The following is a 16,609-nucleotide window of genomic DNA, read 5'->3' as shown; positions in this document are numbered from 1 at the left end:
CATGCGTTATTTGCCCCTCATCGCTGCTTTGATCATACCCGCCGCTGCACAGGCGCAGGATCGCGCCCCAATCCTGATGGATGTGACCGAAACGCATATCCTGCCCCGCTTCGACAAGTTGCCCGAGACAACCGGCGCACTCGTCAGTGCCGCCTTGGTAGATTGCACCCCGACCTCGCCCGCCTTGCGTGCCGCATATGATGACGCCTTTGACAGCTGGATTTCCGCCAGCCATCTGCGATTTGGCCCAACCGAGGTCGATGACCGCGCATTTGCGCTGGCTTTCTGGCCTGACACGAAAGGGTTCACCGCGAAAGCGCTTTCTCAGCATATCGCGACCGAAGATGAAGCAGTGCAAAGCCCCGAAGCTTATTCCGAGACGTCCATCGCGGGGCGCGGCTTCCTTGCGTTGGAACGGATGTTGTACGATCCCGCGTTTGCCGATCAGGGCAGTGCAGAATACCGCTGCGATCTTATTCAGGCGATCACGGCGGACATAGACGCCAACGCCCAAGCCATAACAGAAGGCTGGCAAAGCTACGCGCCCAGCCTGACTCAACCCGGAGACAACAGCCCGTATCGGACACAGGACGAAGCCCTGCAAGAGCTGTTCAAAGCCCTGTCTGCAGGGCTTGAGTTTACCGCCGATACACGACTGGGCCGCCCCTTGGGCACGTTCGAACGGCCGCGTCCCAACCGGGCCGAAGCCCGCCGATCCGAGCGCTCCTTGCGTCACGTGGAACTGTCTCTGATCGCCCTGCGCGATCTGGCGGCGCGTTTGTCCTTCGATTATCCCGAAATCGCATCCGATCTGGACGCCGCCTTTGCCCGCGCAATCGAGAACGCCCAATCCATTGACGATCCGGCGCTGGCCGGTGTCGCTGACCCGCAGGCCCGGTTTCGCATCGAGGCCCTGCAACAATCCATTCGGGAAATTCGCGGTATTGCTTCCACCGAACTGGGTCCAACCCTTGGGATCAGCGCAGGTTTCAATTCGCTGGACGGGGATTGATCTGTGCACTCACGACGCCATTTTCTAGCCGGTCTGGCCGCGACCACCCTGTCTCCGATCCAGGGATGGGCGAGTGTCGGTGCTCCTGACTTTCTGGCCGCAGGGCTTTTTCCCGATGGCTCGTACCGGTTGGCGGGTTTGGATGAACAAGGCGAAACCCTGTTTACTGTGCCCCTGCCCGCTCGCGGACACGCAGCCGCAGCGCATCCGTTCAAGGCGCAGGCTGTCGCCTTTGCCCGCCGCCCCGGAACATTTGCCATAGTCGTTGACTGCGCCACCGGCGCGCAGATGGCACAGCTTACCGCCCCAGAAGGTCGCCATTTCTATGGCCACGGCACATTCTCGGCGGACGGCACGGTTTTTTTCGCGACCGAGAACGACTATGAGGCCGGGGCAGGCCGCATCAGCATCTGGGATGCGGGAAGCTATGAACGTATAGGTGAATTCTCCTCAGGCGGCATCGGTCCGCACGACATACGCCTGATGCCCGATGGGCAAACTCTTGTGATCGCCAATGGTGGGATCGAAACACATCCCGAAACCGGGCGTACAAAGCTGAACCTGCCGGTAATGGCCCCTAACCTGACCTATCTGAGCCTGTCCGGCACTGTTTTGGATCAGGTTTCGCTGCCTCAAGATCTGCATAAGAACTCGATCCGTCATCTGGCTGTTCGGCATGACGGGCTTGTAGGTTTTGCGATGCAGTGGCAAGGCAGCAGCGCCAAGCATCCGCCCCTGCTGGGCCTGCACCGTCGGGGTGAAAATCCTCGTCTACTGACAGCCCCTGACAAGGATCAAAGCGCGCTGCAAGGCTATGCGGGCAGCATCGCGTTTGCGTCAGATGGTGCGACCATTGCCATCACTTGCCCGCGCGGCAACACATTGCATCAGTTCGACACGGTCAGCGGGGCCTTGACGAACGCCTTTGCGTTAGAGGATGTGTGCGGCTTGGGCGCAGGGACGAACGGGTTGGTCTTTACCACCGGAACTGGCCTGTTTGGCGTATTGAACGGTACTTCGCCTGCGATCCGCGCCCATAAGAAGTGCCAGTGGGACAATCATTTGATCCCGATCCGCCGCATCGCGTAAAACTCGGTTTTCACTGTCACATAGTTTACACTTGGAAGAATCAAACTGCTGCCGTATTGGCGGGCGCGAAACTGGCACCCCTACGTTAAGGACCGACTTGATTGAAACAGACGCCCGACGCACCGCATTCCATCTACGGGGTTGAGAAATGGGGCAAAGGCCTCATTGAGGTGACGAAGCAGGGCGAGATCGGTCTGCGCAATCCAATGGCACCCGAAGCTGAAGCAATCAGCCTGCCGGGCATCCTGAGCGATCTGGATGACCGGGGCATCAAAGCGCCGATGGTTCTGCGGGTGACCTCTTATCTGGAACATGAAATCGCGCATCTGAACGAAAGTTTCCACGATGCCATCGCACGCGTGGGGTACACGGGGTCCTATCGCGGTGTCTTCCCGATCAAGGTAAACCAGCAAGCGCAGGTGGTCGACCGAATCGTCGAGTTCGGTAAGAAGTACAACTATGGCCTCGAGGCCGGGTCCAAGCCTGAACTGGTGGTAGCCCTTGCGCATCGACTGGCGTCTGAAGCGCTGATCGTCTGCAACGGTGTCAAGGATGCCGAGTTCATCCAGCTGGCGATCCTGTCTCGTAAGATTGGTTTCAACACAGTCATCGTTTTGGAAAGCCCTAAAGAGGCAGACACGGTGATCAAGGTCTACAACGAACTGGGCATAGAACCCCTGATCGGTGTCCGGGTCAAACTGACTAACCAGATCAGCGGCAAATGGGAAGAAAGCTCGGGTGACCGATCTGCCTTTGGCATGAATACGGATCAACTGGTCGCTACGGTGGACAAGCTGAAAGAAGCCGGATTGTTGCACTGCTTGAAACTACAGCACTCGCATCTGGGCAGCCAGGTGCAGGACGTCAACGATGTCCGTCGTGCTGTGGGCGAAGCCTGCCGATACTACACCGAACTCACCCGCGAAGGCGTGCCGCTGACCCATCTCGACCTGGGCGGCGGTATGGGCGTGGACTACACCGGTGAGAAGAAGGCCGCTGAAAACTCAATCAACTACACGGTCGAAGAATACTGCGCCAACGTCGTCGAAACCGTGGCCTACGCGATGGATGAGGCCGAGATTGCCCACCCCACGCTGGTCACTGAAAGCGGGCGTGCGGTTGTTGCGACGTCCTCGATGCTAGTGTTCAACGTGCTCGAAAGCACGCTCTATGACGCGCCCAACGGCCCCGAGGTCGAAGCGGACGATCACCATCTGGTCTCGGACCTCGCTGCCGTGCATGGCTATTTGTCCAGCGATCGCCTGCAGGAATGCTGGAACGACGCAACCTTCTACCGCAATGAACTGCGCGCCCTGTTTCGCCGTGGCTATGTTGACCTGCGCCAAATGGCCCGTGCCGAACGTATCTACCTGTCGCTGATGGCCCGCCTCAAGGCGCTGGCCGCCAGTGACGATCTGGACACGGATGTGGACGAGCAGCTTGAGAAAGTTGCCGATATATACCACTGCAACTTCTCGCTGTTCCAATCCCTTCCAGACGTCTGGGCCATCGACCAACTCCATCCCATCGTACCGCTTCAGGGCCTGAACCAGACACCCGACCGCCGCGCAGTCCTGTCCGACATTACTTGTGACAGCGACGGCAAGATCGACCGCTTCATCCTGGCCGACGGCGTCTCACCCAGCCTGCCGGTGCATTCGCTGCCTGAAGACGACGAATATTTCATGGGAGTTTTCTTCGTCGGCGCCTACCAGGAAACACTGGGCGATCTGCACAACTTGTTCGGCGACACCAACGTCGTCACCATCGACCTGCGCGCCGATGGTGGCTTTGACCTGCTGCACGAACAAGAGGGCGACACCATCAGTCAGGTCCTGTCTTACGTCGAATTCGATCCGACCGATTGCGTCGCCGCTTTCCGCAAAATGGTGGACGAGGCAATCTCGACCGGTACTCTGAAAGCCAAAGACCGCAAAACCCTGATGAGCGCCTATCGCGACTCGATCAACGGCTACACCTATTACGAATAACCCCCTATGAGAGGAGATCACCCCCATGGGTTCACTTAGTGGCAAAACACTGGTTGTTGGCGCAGGCGGCGTATCCCACGCAGCAGTGCACAAGATGGCGATGAACTCGGACATCTTCACCGAAATCACTCTGGCCAGCCGCACGAAATCGAAATGCGACGCCATCGCCAAAGCAGTGAAAGAGCGTGTGGGCGTTGATATCGCAACCGCTGAACTGGACGCCTATAAGGTTGAAGACACGGTCAAGCTAATCAAGGAAACCGGTGCGGAAATCCTCGTGAACCTCGCCCTGCCCTATCAGGATCTGGTGCTGATGGACGCGTGTCTTGAGGCTGGCATCCACTACCTCGACACCGCGAACTACGAGCCCGAGGATGAGGCCAAGTTCGAATACCACTGGCAATGGGCCTATCAGGAACGCTTCAAAGCGGCTGGCCTGACCGCCATCCTCGGTTCAGGCTTCGATCCGGGCGTGACCAGCGTGTTTGCCAAATGGCTCAAGAAACACAAACTGGACACAATCCGCCAGATCGACGTGCTGGATGCCAATGGCGGTTCGAACGATCAGGAATTTGCCACCAACTTCAACCCCGAGATCAACCTGCGCGAAGTGCTGGCCGAAGTCCGCCACTGGGAAGGTGGAGAATGGAAACACTCCCCCGCCATGACTCACAAGGTCGAGTTTGACTTCCCCGCCATCGGCCCCAAAAACATGTACCTGATGTATCACGAGGAACTGGAATCGTTGTCGACCCACTTCCCCGAGATCGAACGCGCCCGCTTCTGGATGACCTTTGGCGACGCCTACATTACCCACGCAAAAGTGCTGGAAAACGTCGGCATGACCCGCATCGACCCGGTTATGCATGACGGCAAGGAAATCATTCCGATCCAGTTCCTGAAAACCCTGCTGCCCGATCCCGGCGATCTGGGCGCCGAGACCAAAGGCAAAGCCTGCATTGGCGACATCGCTACGGGGCATGCCAAGGATGGTTCGGGCGAAAAGACCTACTACATCTACAACATCTGCGACCACGAGGAATGCTATGCAGAGGTCGGCAGCCAAGCTGTCAGCTACACAACCGGCGTGCCTGCGATGATCGGCGCGGCGCAGGTGCTGAAAGGCAATTGGTCCGAGCCGGGTGTTTGGAACATGGAACAGCTGGACCCGGATGATTTCATGGACATGCTGAACACCCACGGTCTGCCATGGCAGGTCCACGAACTCGACGGCCCGGTCGAGTTTTAACTTCATCTTTTCCTAAATACTCCGGGGGTCCGGGGGCAGCGCCCCCGGCCTCTCCACAACACGGAGACGCCGGTTATGTCCGACATGATGACCACACAAGCCGGAGACGCCGGCGCGTTCCGCAAATTCGACCTCACCCGCGTCCCCACGCCCTGCTTTGTGGTCGACGAAAAAGCCGTCGAGCGCAACCTGACCATCCTCTCCGACATTGGCAAGCAATCCGGCGCGCATGTCCTTAGCGCGCTCAAGGCGTTTTCGATGTTCTCGCTGGCCCCACTGGTGCGAGAGCACCTCGGCGGCACCTGCGCGTCCGGCATTTATGAGGCCCGTCTGGGCCGCGAAGAATACGGTGGCGAGGTCGCAACCTTCTGCGCCGGGTACAAGGACAGCGATATTTACGAAATCCTGTCACTGTCCGACCACATCATCTTCAACTCTCCGGCTCAGAAAGATCGGTTCCTCTCCAAGGCGCAGGCTGCGGGCGTTCAAGTCGGCTTGCGGATCAACCCGGAACACTCCGAAGGCGAGATTCCAAAATACGATCCCTGCGCCCCATGTTCACGTCTTGGCACTCCGGTCAGCCAACTAACCGCCGAAACCATGACCGGTGTGGACGGGCTGCACATGCACACCCTCTGCGAACAGGGATTTGGGCCACTGCAACGAACGTGGGAGGCCGTTGAACCTAAACTCAAACCCTTTCTGGGTCAGCTCAAATGGCTCAACTTCGGTGGCGGTCATCACATCACGCGTGACGACTATGACCGCGTGGGTCTGGTGAAACTCATCAAGGACATTCGCAAGACCTACGATGTGGATGTCTATCTCGAACCCGGTGAAGCCGTCGCGCTGGATGCCGGTATTCTGGTCGGAGAAATCCTCGACCTTCCGACAAACGGCATGAACCTTGCGATCACCGATATCTCGGCCACCTGCCACATGCCCGATGTGATCGAAGCGCCCTATCGCCCCGCCCTGATGGACGAGGCCGAGGCAGGTCATACCTACCGGCTGGGTGGTCCGTCTTGTCTGGCCGGTGACGTGATCGGGGACTACACATGGGACAAACCGCTGGAAATCGGCCAGCGGTTCGCTTTTCTCGATCAGGCCCATTATTCCATGGTCAAGACCAATACTTTCAACGGTGTTCCCCTGCCCACCATCGCCCTGTGGAACAGCGAAACGGACGAACTGAAAATCATCAAGCAGTTCGGCTATGACGACTTTAAGGACCGCCTCTCATGAGCATTTTCCTCGACAGTGAACTGACCGAAGCCGAGCGCACCGAAGATGCCCGATTTCGCGTTATACCGGTGCCGCTGGAACGCACTGTGTCCTACGGCTCGGGTACTGCCAAAGGCCCCGAAGCGATCATCGAGGCCAGCAACGAGTTGGAACGCATCACTGGCCATGCCGAACCTTGTGTCGAGGGCATCTTCACCGAAGAACCACTGAACTGCGACGGCCCCCTGCCCGATGTCATGGAACGCCTCGCCCAGTGCACCGAAGCTGCTGTTCGTGCGGGCAAAGTGCCTGTGACCTTGGGTGGAGAGCATTCGCTCAGCTACGGCGCAGTCATGGGTGTAGCGCGCGCTTTGGGTCAGCCAATCGGAATCGTCCAGATCGACGCCCACGCCGACTTGCGCAACGCCTATCAGGGTGAAAAACACTCCCACGCCTCAGTCATGCACCTGCTGGCCGAAGAAGGCGTCCGGCTGGCTCAGTTCGGCGTCCGTGCCTTTTCCACCGAAGAGGCCAAGAGCCGTCTGAAGAACCACGTTTTCCACGTGGATGCCGAGGAACTGGTCACCGGAAACATCCACGCAGTCGACCTGCCCGAGGATTTCCCCGAACTGGTTTACGTCAGCTTTGACGTCGACGGTCTTGACCCGTCCCAGATGCCCGCAACAGGAACGCCCGTGCCTGGAGGTTTGGGGTACTATCAAGCCTTGCGTCTGGTCGAACACGCATTGAAAGGCCGCAGATGCATGGGCTTCGACGTGGTCGAACTGGCCCCGGACGGCAATGCCGCCTGGGACTTTACCGCCGCGCAGATCGTCTATCGCCTGATGGCTGCCTGTTAACCCTCGGACGTTTCGTTCAACTCCATATGCCCTTCGCCTTTGTTCAGGACACGGCGCAGCATGGGCTCGAAAAACTCCAGCGGTTTGGTCGGATAATCCGGGTCGAACGCTTTCTGATCGTATTCGTGACAGAAATAGCGGCAGTCCTCCCAATAGGGGCTGTCGCGGTATTTATCGCGCGCGTTGCGATCACCGCCAAGGTGATGGTTGTAGTAATACCCCTGAAACACGCAGTGATGCTTGAGAATCCAGTAGGTCCGCTCGCTGACATAGGGCTTCATCATCGCCGCCGACAGCTCACCATGGTTGTACGGCGACAGAATATCGCCGGTGTCATGGATCAGGGCCGCGACCACCAATTCTTCATCTGCTCCGTCCTCATACGCACGCGTTGCAGCCTGCAGGCTGTGTTGATACCGGTTCACGGGATAGGGTGTCCATTCCTCATCCAACGACCGAATAGCGTCGAGGATGCGGTCAGGCAAAGCGGCATTATAGGCCTCTTCATACTCCATAACGGCGTCCCAGTCGGCCTTGGTCGCTTCTTCAAAACTGGTCCAGGTGGGTTTGTGGCTTTTGTCCAGCATGGCTGATCCTCCGACGTGTTTCCTGACCTAACAAATACCGCAGCTTTGCTGTTCAAAAAAATGAATTGATTTTATCGCTTTGATGAAAAAATACTTTCAATATGCAAACCAAAGCTCTTGAGACATTTCTCTGTGTTGCCGAAACCGGTGGTTTCCATGCGGCGGCCCGTAAGTTGAACGTCACTCAGACAGCTGTCAGCGCGCGCATTCGCCTGATCGAAGAAGAAACCGGCAGGCCGTTGTTCACACGCGGTGCCGGGGGTACGGCTCTGACTGAATTCGGCCGGCAATTCAAACCTTATGCGGAACAGATGCTTTCTCTGTGGGCTTTTGCTTCGCACGATTTACCGATGCAGGCGCAAAGCCGCCCGGCGCTGCGCTTGGGGGGGCAACTCAGCATTTGGGACCCATTGCTGGTGGACCTCGTGGTGCGCTTTGAACAGCGTTTTGACAAACTGTTGTTGACGCTGAACTACGATCACGATCTCGACATGGTTGAAGCAGTTGCAACTCATGTGTTGGATGCAACCGTCACCCATGAAAAACCCACGGACCGGCGTGTCACTTGGTGCGAATTGGAGCCTGAGGTTTTGTCATTGGTACAAACGCCGAAGAAAGACGACGCTGAAGATGACCTGGTTTTCGTCAACCTTGAGCTGGGCGAGGTTTATCAGGATCACGTGAGATCCGCCGCACGACGAGCGTCTGGGCAAACGCTGTTTCTGGGCAATTGCATGATGGCGCTGCGGTATGTCCTGAAGCGTGGGGGATGTGGCTATTTCCCTGACTACGTCATTTCGGACCACCTCATCTCAGGCGAACTGGAACTAGTCAAAAACAGCGTCGCCTTGCCATTACCGATGTATCTGGTTACGCGCAGTGAACAGCCCGAGTTTGACGAACTTCGCAGTTGTCTGGCGGATCTGCGTGCCTAAGCGGGTGTCGACATCGCTTTGTCTGAACGCGCTTGCTTGCGCAGAATAGGACGCCCCGCAATCAGCAGGAAGACGCCCGAAATCAGCACCCCCATTATGGCGGGCAGATAGAGCAGAATCCAAAGCTTGGGATCATCTATGACGACCGGTGAAACAAAACCGCGAACACCTTCAAGCAGCACCAGAATGGTGAACGCACCCAGGATTTGCGGCCAAAGCCCGAACCGGGAAAAACTGCCCAGCATCAGTGTTGAATACCCAGCCAAGGCAACGGCGACACAGATAGCAATCCAGGAAAACCGCTGGTGCAGTTCTTCGACCAACTTGCCTTCGCTATACCCTTCGGCGGCGGAAATCTCAGCCCGGTTTTGGATAAGCTCATGCGTTGGAATGGCTTCCAGGCTGCGTTGGGCCATCGGGCTGGAGTTGGTTAACTCTGATATGTCATAAGACGCATCCTGAAACAGGGTCGAAGACAACCGCCTCCCCTCTTTGGTCAGGCGCAGTGCTATGCCGTCGACCATAACAAGATGAATGCCCGTGTCATTGTTGACCAGATAAGCTGTGGCACTGGAATAGCTGACGGCGTTTTCCAGGTCACGTCGGTCCGAAACGAATACCTCATGCAGTGTACCGTCCAGATCAATCTGACCGATATATACGGTGACACCTTCAGCGGGGTGCAGAAATTCGCCTTCGTTCAACAGCTGGGCCGTCACATCCCCCGCGACTTCGGCCTGTCGGATTTCCAACTGCTCGACCGAGGCAGGACGCAGGAAAACACTGATGGCCGCCATCATAAGCCCGGTAATCGCCCCAAACAGCACAACGGCACGCGCCAACCTGCGTGGGCTGGAGCCTGTGGCAAGCATTACCGCCAATTCACTTTCGCGGCTAAGACGGTTGGTGGCGTAAACGGCAGCGGCGAACACTGCCATGGGCATGACCGTGCGGATCAGAGTTGGCAACGTCAGTGCGGTAAATTCGAGAAAGACCATTGCCGATTGCCCACCGCTGATCACACGGTCGAACAGGCTGACAGAGCGGGTGATCCAGAATACGCCCACCAGCACAAGGGTGAAAAAGCCGAACAGTATCAGCAATTGCCGCAGGAAATATCCGTCAAAACGCGACATGGGCCCTCGTGCATGTGTTTGTGTAATTGCAGCGGACACTAGGGCATTCCGTCGGCAGAGGGAACAGGGATCGGCAGCCTGCATCGCGGGATACGCGTGTTGCAATTTACTGTCAGCGACAACTGTCCTTCTTTTGGAAAGGCGAGGAATTTTGAAAAAATGACACTTCGTGGCAGATTTCACAGATTACTTGGAATGGAGTTTGAAGCATGGCCCTGTTTTTTTCCCGCCGTACATACAATGCACAAAAGAAGAAATTCACCTTAAAGCCTGCCGCAAAGACCAGATACGTACACATCACCCAACAAAGCCCGGGGGGTAAAATTCGCAAAGGCAGCATCATCAAAAAAGCCAAATGGCTGGATCTGGTCCGCCAGGAAGGCGGAGACACTGACGTCCTGATCTATGTCCACGGGTTCAATACAAGCCAGAAGAGTATGCTGGACCGGCTGGCAAAAATTGAAAGCAATCTCAGGGCCGACGGGTATAAGGGGGCGGTCGTCGCCTTTGACTGGCCCAGCGACGGATCGGTTCACGCCTACGACTCGGATCGTAACGATGCCAAGGCTGTAGCCCCACATCTGGTCGGGGACGGGATTTTGCCGCTACTGGGAATGTCTCCTCGCCCTAAAGTACACCTCATCGCGCATTCCATGGGGGCTTTGGTTGTCCTGCGCGCATTCTCGGACTTCGGGGATGCCGCCGGACCGGGAAACAAGGTCTGGTCGGCGGATCAGGTCGTGTTCGCGTCTGGTGATGTCGATGAAAAGTGGTTAGAAAAAGGCGCCTGGGGTGATCTGGTTCTGAAGAAGCGCAGCAAGCGGTTCACCAACTATTACAGCGGCAAAGACCAGGTTCTGGCCCTGGCCGGGGGGATTGTACATGGCGGGCGTCAGCGGGCGGGGCGCATCGGGATGCCCAAACTGACCTCGAAAGGTCATTGGGATGTTTTTTGCGACCATCAATATTTGCGAGAGGTTCCCAAAGGTCAACGCAAGTTGATGAAATCTCATCGCTGGTGGTTCGACAGCAACGGGTTTTATAAGGACCTCGCCCTGACGATCGACGGTCATCCGGCGAAAACGATGCCAACCCGGCAAAAGACCAATATCGGAGATCAGGCATTGGTGGTCTGATCACTCGGTTGCCCAACCTCTCTTTGGGGCTGAAGCGCTGTCGCAAAGTTAACTGGAGATGAACGACATATTTGCTGCGCGTTCACATGGCCACTGCATAATGTTCTATGCGGAGGTGGCCAATTCGCTTGCCACGTCCTTTTGCGAAACGGTTTTGACTGCTAGCGGAGCATTGACGCCCATGCATAAACCTTCAACACCAGAAGCTGCGGCACTACACGCCCATATACTGAAGAAGAGCGACGCGGAATACGATATCGCAATGTGGGCCGCGTGTGCCTTGGCGGCACTTCATATGAAAAGAACTGATTTGTTTCAGGATTATCGGCAAATTTGGGAAGAGAAACTGGGGGTCGTGTCTCAGCCCGAGAAATCGGATTGACTTCAAACTCTGCGGAAAAGTTCTGAAACTCTCCCAAGACCGCCGACGGTGTTTATGCCTATGTCACGCGCACAGAACTCGCGTGGGCTGCATACACATCCCGGTCAGGTTCTCGCTTGGGATTAAAATGGCAGGGGCAGCAGGGTTCGAACCCGCGACCTACGGTTTTGGAGACCGTCGCTCTACCAACTGAGCTATACCCCTGTGGTGAGCACTCAGATATGCCAGCCGCGCGGCGGACTCAAGAGGCTTTTTCAGATTCCACACCACTATCTGATCCGACAAACAAGTTGCGCAAAATGTGCAGTGCGCTAAGACAAGGTCCGGCCAGCAAAAGGAAGCCCGTGTGAACCTCCGCAAGAAGATCGCAGACAGCGAAGTTGTGCTGAACTGGGTGGCACGACGGATCGCCAGCTATATTAGATGGGTTAACCGCAACACGCGCTGGCAACGCATCGGGTACGAAGAACTGGACCAATTGGCCGAACAGGGAGAGCCGGTAATCGTTGTACTGTGGCACCAGCGGTTGGCGCAGTCCCCGTATTTCTTTCCACTGGACAAAGGCAGGATCTGTTCGATCACGTCCGCAGCCCGCGCCGGCAGCATGGTGGGCCGGGTGCAGGAACAGTTCGGTATGGACACAATCGCCATGTCCAGCCACAAGCGGCACGTGGCCCTGTCGCGTGAAGTGCTTGGTAAGATGAAGCAGGGCATTTCCATCGGCATTGCTGCGGATGGGCCACGCGGACCAGAACGGGTGCTGTCGACTGTACCTCTGGTCTGGGCGCGTACATCGGGCAAACGGGTATTTGGCATCACCTTTTCTGCGAAACACGGGCGCGAGGCCGGTACATGGGACCGCCTGCTGATGCCACGCCCCTGGCGCAATGAAGGTGTGTTTTTGTGCCGCGAATGGACGGAAACGGTGCCACGCAAAGCCAGTGAAGAAGAGTTCGAGACCCTGCGCCTGAGCCTTGAACAGCACATGAACGATATCACAGCCGAAGCCGACCGAATGGTGGGGCGTGAGCCTTGGTCGCCTGATGCCTAACCGCCCCTGAGGCGTTGCATCAAATAGACTTCGCTGCCCTCGGGGATTGGTTCCGTAAGCCCGGTGGCAATGACGCGCCCGTCAATCGCGATAGAGACCCCCGCATCGATGGGGGCCTGCAATTGCGGGTGGGCCTGAACCAACGCCCGCAAAAGTTCGCCAGTGGTTTTGGCCTCAACCTCCACCACTTGTTGGCCCCCGGTCAATGACCGGAGGCCGGACCAAAGGTGGACTTCAACCATTGTCCTTGAGCGCAGCCAGAATGCGCGGTGGCGACATGGGCAGTTGCTTCAACCGCACGCCCGCCGCGTTGGACACAGCGTTCGCGATAGCAGCCAATGGCGGCACGATGCCTGTCTCACCCACGCCGCGCACACCAAATGGGTGGCCGGGGTTGGGTACTTCGACAATCACCGTGTCAATCATCGGCAGGTCGCTGGCAACGGGAATGCGATAGTCGAGGAAGATCGAGTTCTGCAAGCGCCCGTCCTCGCCATAGATGTATTCCTCGTTCAGAGCCCAACCGATGCCTTGGGCGGCTCCACCCTGGAATTGACCCTCAACATAGGTCGGGTGGATCGCTTTACCGGCGTCCTGAATGACCGTGTAACGGGTGATCGAGGTCTTGCCGGTTGCAGGATCGACTTCGGCATCGACAATATGAGTGCCAAAAGACACGCCCGCACCTTCCGGGGTGGCTTCAAAGTGGCCCGAGATCGGGCCGCCGGTTGACCCCATATCCGCAGTGATGTCGGCCAGCGGCATCGGATCGAAATCGCCTGCATTGGGGCCCGAAGGCACCGCGCAGCCGTCTTCCCACTTCACTGCATCAACCGGGATGCCCCACTTGGCCGCCGCGCGTTCGCATAGTTTCTCGACCGCATGTTTTGCGGCTTTGATCGTCGCCAGACCGCTTGCATAGGTCACGCGCGAGCCGTGGCTCACGTCGTTGTAACCCAGTGTCGCGGTGTCGGCGACGGTGACACGGATGTTCTCATAGGCAATACCCAGAACCTCGGCCGCCATCAGCGCCATCGACGCGCGCGAACCGCCAATGTCAGGCGTTCCGACCATCAGCTGGGCCGAGCCATCTTCGGACAGGGCCAAGGATACGCTGGTCTCACCACCATGGTTGAACCAGAACCCGCAGGAAATCCCCCGCCCCTGCCCCGGTTTCAGCGGTGCTGCGTAATGCGGATGCGCCTTGGCAGCCTCAAGCGTTTCGACCAGACCGATGCGTTCATAGGTCGGGCCATAGCTGGCCTTGGTACCCTCATGGGCGGCGTTTTTCAGGCGCACGTCGACGGGGTCGAGACCCAGCTTGTTGCACAGCTCATCGATGACCGATTCAACCGCAAAAGCCCCCATTGGCGCGCCCGGTGCCCGGTAGGCCGCCTGCTTGGGCCGGTTCGACATCACGTCATAGCCAATTTGCTTGACGTTGGTCAGGTTATAAGGCGCGAAGGCGCACATAGCGGTCATGTCGCCCGGTGCGCCGGGGAACGCCCCACCCTGCAGGCGGAACACGCCTTGTGCTGCCGAAATCGTACCGTCCTTCTTCATCCCGATCTTTACGTCCATCGATGCGGAAGACGTCGGACCGGTTGCTCGGAATACCTCGGATCGCGTCATGACGATCTTAACTGGACGATTGGCCTTGCGGCTCAGCGCCAGTGCAACAGGTTCAATGAAAACTGTGGTTTTGCCACCAAACCCCCCGCCAATTTCAGACGCGGTTACACGCAGTTGCGAGGTTTCGATGCCCAGCAACGCGGCACAGGTTTTCTGCGCAATCCAGTGGCCTTGCGTTGTGCACCACAGTTCGCCCTTGCCGTCATTACCCAACATGCCCAGACAAGCGTGCGGTTCGATATAACCCTGGTGGGTCGCCTCGGTCACAAAGCTGTCTTCGATCACCAGATCGGCCTCGGCAAATCCGGCCTCGACATCGCCGTGACCGCTTTCATGGTAGCGGACCACGTTGGGGTGCATCCCTTCGGGTACGGAATAGTCTGCCGCGCCTTCGCGGATGATAGGTGCGTCCGAAGCCATTGCCTTGTCCACGTCGGTGACATGGGGCAGTACTTCGTATTCGACCTCGATCAGCTTGAGCGCATCACGGGCCGCCAGCGCAGATGTCGCCGCCACGGCAGCTACCGCGTGACCGTCATAAAGCGCCTTCTCACCAGCCATGACGTTTTCCAGAACATTCCAGAACTCGCCTTCCAGCCCCGGCTTGAAGGGCACGTCCGCAAAATCCGCACGGGTCACAACGGCTTTGACATCCTTATGAGCCTCGGCCTTTGACGTATCGATCTTCACAATCCGTGCATGGGCGTGAGGAGAGCGCAGAACAGCGCCGTGCAACATTCCAGGTGCCGAAATATCCGCGCCGAACTTGGCACGGCCTGTAACCTTGTCCAGACCGTCAGGGCGGTTTGGGCGAGTGCCCACAAATGTGAAACCTGATTTACGATCGTCCAGAGCCATTACGACGCCTCCCGCATCTCAGCCGCCGTATCCATCACGGCGCGAATGATCTTGTCATAACCGGTGCAGCGGCACAGGTTGCCTGCCAGCCAATACCGGGTTTCCTCTTCGGTCGGGTTCGGGTTTTTCTCCAGCAGCGACTTGGCCGCCACCAGAATACCCGGAGTACAGATACCACACTGCAAAGCAGCATATTCGATCATCTTCTTTTGCAGCGGATGCAGAACGTCGCCGTCTGCAATGCCTTCGACGGTTTCGATTTGCCTACCCTCGGCCTCGACGCCCAGCATCAGGCAAGAACAGACCAGACGGCCATCAACGGTGACGGAACACGCACCGCAATCCCCGGTGCCGCAGCCCTCTTTCGCGCCGGTCAGGTTCAGCTTGTCGCGCAGACAATCCAGCAAAGTTTCGCGCGGGTCACAAAGGTATTCAACCGTGTCCCCGTTCACGGTAGTGGATACGTGGAGCTTGCTCATGCGTTTTCTCCCTTTGCGCGGGTATAGGCGATTTTCGCGGCGCGCTTGGCCAGAACGCCAGCCACCTCGGTTCGGAATGCGATCGTGCCGCGTTTGTCGTCGATCGGATTGCAGGCGGCAGAGGCGGCGGCAGCCAGCGCATCCAGCGCGGCATCGTCCAGCGTGCTGCCGATCAGGGCTTTCGCGCAATCTTCCACCAGCAGAACCGTGGGGGCAACCGCCCCCAAAGACACCCGAGCTTCGACGATGGTGTCTCCGTCCAGACGCAAGCTTACGCCGACGCCAACAACGGCGATGTCCATTTCCGTACGCGGGATGAATCGAAGATAGGCATCACCTGCGCTGTCGCCCCGAGCAGGAATATGGACGGCCGAGATGACCTCGCCCTTCGTCAGTGCGGTTTTGCCAGGGCCAGTGGGGATATCCTCGACTGCAACCTCACGGGTGCCATCCGGGCCGGTGACCGTGACCGTCACACCCGCTGCAACCATCGCTGGCACGGAATCAGCCGCCGGAGACCCGTTGCACAAATTGCCGGTCAAAGTTGCGCGCCCCTGCACCTGGGTGGATCCGATCAGGTCCATCGCCTCAACCACGCCGGGCCAATCTTTGCCCAGATCAGGATGCTCGCTCATCTCGGCACCGGTTGCGGCCACACCAAGCGTCCAGCTGCCATCGGCATTGCGGGTGATGTCGTGTACACCGTTGATTTTCTTGATGTCGATCAGCGTATCGGGTGTCACCAGTTCCGAGCGTAACTGCACCAAAACATCGGTGCCACCCGCCAGAAACCGTGTAATACCCGTCGCATTTGAAGCCAGAGCCGAAGCTTCGGCAAAGCTGGCGGGGCTGTGATAATCCATGAAGCTACCTCGTACCTGTTGATCAGGGATATCTGGGTTCGGGGCGACGTTAATTCACCCCTCGTCCGGCGTCCATGGGCCGAGCGACCAAAATTCAAATTCCAGATGTCGCTTTTAGGAAGGGT

At 57.8% G+C, this 16,609-nt stretch carries 16 protein-coding genes and 1 tRNA gene; 10 read left to right on the top strand and 7 right to left on the bottom strand.

The features are described from left to right. Position 1: 1 nt before the first annotated feature. The 6 genes from GS636_RS11490 to speB all read left to right on the top strand — a co-directional run bounded on the left by GS636_RS11490 (position 2) and on the right by speB (position 7,425). Positions 2 to 1,012 (top strand): imelysin family protein, encoded by a 1,011-nt coding sequence (locus GS636_RS11490; protein WP_171669543.1) that lies wholly within the window; start codon positions 2 to 4, stop codon positions 1,010 to 1,012. A gap of 3 nt (positions 1,013 to 1,015) precedes the next feature. Then, a complete protein-coding gene (locus tag GS636_RS11485; RefSeq protein WP_171669542.1) occupies positions 1,016 to 2,101 on the top strand; it encodes a DUF1513 domain-containing protein in 1,086 nt (361 codons plus the stop codon). Between the two features lie 101 nt (positions 2,102 to 2,202). Beyond that, positions 2,203 to 4,092, top strand: a complete 1,890-nt coding sequence (gene speA, locus GS636_RS11480; protein ID WP_171669541.1) for a biosynthetic arginine decarboxylase — start codon at positions 2,203 to 2,205, stop codon at positions 4,090 to 4,092. A 25-nt stretch (positions 4,093 to 4,117) separates the two neighbouring features. Further along, a complete protein-coding gene (locus GS636_RS11475) occupies positions 4,118 to 5,341 on the top strand; it encodes a saccharopine dehydrogenase family protein (protein ID WP_171669540.1) in 1,224 nt (407 codons plus the stop codon). Positions 5,342 to 5,416: 75 nt separating this feature from the next. Continuing rightward, on the top strand, positions 5,417 to 6,586 hold the full coding sequence (gene nspC / locus GS636_RS11470; RefSeq protein ID WP_171669539.1) for a carboxynorspermidine decarboxylase: 1,170 nt from the start codon (positions 5,417 to 5,419) through the stop codon (positions 6,584 to 6,586). Next, positions 6,583 to 7,425, top strand: coding sequence for an agmatinase (gene speB / locus GS636_RS11465; protein ID WP_171669538.1), 843 nt, complete (start codon positions 6,583 to 6,585; stop codon positions 7,423 to 7,425). Before nspC ends, speB begins: the two co-directional genes overlap by 4 nt. On the opposite strand, the gene GS636_RS11460 is transcribed toward speB, so the two are convergent. After that, positions 7,422 to 8,012 carry an HD domain-containing protein gene (locus GS636_RS11460; RefSeq protein WP_171669537.1) on the bottom strand — a complete coding sequence of 197 codons (591 nt, stop codon included), beginning with the start codon at positions 8,010 to 8,012 and terminating at the stop codon, positions 7,422 to 7,424. The genes speB and GS636_RS11460 overlap by 4 nt on opposite strands. A gap of 101 nt (positions 8,013 to 8,113) precedes the next feature. On the opposite strand from GS636_RS11460, the gene GS636_RS11455 reads away from it, so the two are divergent. Next, positions 8,114 to 8,947: a LysR family transcriptional regulator gene (locus GS636_RS11455; protein WP_171669536.1), complete on the top strand. Its 834-nt coding sequence runs from the start codon at positions 8,114 to 8,116 to the stop codon at positions 8,945 to 8,947. Here GS636_RS11455 and lptF read toward each other — a convergent pair. Then, positions 8,944 to 10,083, bottom strand: a complete 1,140-nt coding sequence (gene lptF / locus GS636_RS11450; protein ID WP_171669535.1) for an LPS export ABC transporter permease LptF — start codon at positions 10,081 to 10,083, stop codon at positions 8,944 to 8,946. The genes GS636_RS11455 and lptF overlap by 4 nt on opposite strands. A gap of 209 nt (positions 10,084 to 10,292) precedes the next feature. Between lptF and GS636_RS11445 the strand changes: the two genes are divergently transcribed. Continuing rightward, a complete protein-coding gene (locus tag GS636_RS11445) occupies positions 10,293 to 11,219 on the top strand; it encodes an alpha/beta fold hydrolase (RefSeq protein WP_171188489.1) in 927 nt (308 codons plus the stop codon). Between the two features lie 58 nt (positions 11,220 to 11,277). After that, entirely contained in the window at positions 11,278 to 11,601 is a 324-nt protein-coding gene (locus GS636_RS11440; protein ID WP_171669534.1) for a hypothetical protein, read from the top strand. Positions 11,602 to 11,729: 128 nt separating this feature from the next. On the opposite strand, the gene GS636_RS11435 is transcribed toward GS636_RS11440, so the two are convergent. Continuing rightward, positions 11,730 to 11,805: transfer RNA gene (locus GS636_RS11435), tRNA-Trp, on the bottom strand. 142 nt (positions 11,806 to 11,947) lie between these two features. Between GS636_RS11435 and GS636_RS11430 the strand changes: the two genes are divergently transcribed. Next, the gene (locus GS636_RS11430) at positions 11,948 to 12,652 is read left to right on the top strand and encodes a DUF374 domain-containing protein (protein WP_171091507.1); all 705 of its coding nucleotides are present in this window, start codon (positions 11,948 to 11,950) and stop codon (positions 12,650 to 12,652) included. Here GS636_RS11430 and GS636_RS11425 read toward each other — a convergent pair. Genes GS636_RS11425 through GS636_RS11410 form a run of 4 tightly spaced genes read right to left on the bottom strand, consistent with a single transcriptional unit; the run spans position 12,649 to position 16,484 of the window. Beyond that, entirely contained in the window at positions 12,649 to 12,894 is a 246-nt protein-coding gene (locus GS636_RS11425; protein WP_171105585.1) for a MoaD/ThiS family protein, read from the bottom strand. The two genes, GS636_RS11430 and GS636_RS11425, sit on opposite strands and share 4 nt — an antisense overlap. Next, positions 12,887 to 15,142, bottom strand: coding sequence for a xanthine dehydrogenase family protein molybdopterin-binding subunit (locus GS636_RS11420; RefSeq protein WP_171669533.1), 2,256 nt, complete (start codon positions 15,140 to 15,142; stop codon positions 12,887 to 12,889). The genes GS636_RS11425 and GS636_RS11420 overlap by 8 nt, the downstream gene beginning before the upstream one ends. Then, positions 15,142 to 15,621: a (2Fe-2S)-binding protein gene (locus GS636_RS11415; protein ID WP_171091513.1), complete on the bottom strand. Its 480-nt coding sequence runs from the start codon at positions 15,619 to 15,621 to the stop codon at positions 15,142 to 15,144. The genes GS636_RS11420 and GS636_RS11415 overlap by 1 nt, the downstream gene beginning before the upstream one ends. Further along, the gene (locus tag GS636_RS11410; RefSeq protein WP_171647826.1) at positions 15,618 to 16,484 is read right to left on the bottom strand and encodes a xanthine dehydrogenase family protein subunit M; all 867 of its coding nucleotides are present in this window, start codon (positions 16,482 to 16,484) and stop codon (positions 15,618 to 15,620) included. The genes GS636_RS11415 and GS636_RS11410 overlap by 4 nt, the downstream gene beginning before the upstream one ends. Positions 16,485 to 16,609 lie beyond the last annotated feature (125 nt).

The organism is Ruegeria sp. HKCCD4884, assembly GCF_013110855.1.
In the GTDB taxonomy this organism is placed as follows: Bacteria; Pseudomonadota; Alphaproteobacteria; order Rhodobacterales; family Rhodobacteraceae; genus Ruegeria.
Note: the sequence above shows the minus strand (reverse complement) of the source record. Positions and strands in the feature narration are given on the sequence as shown.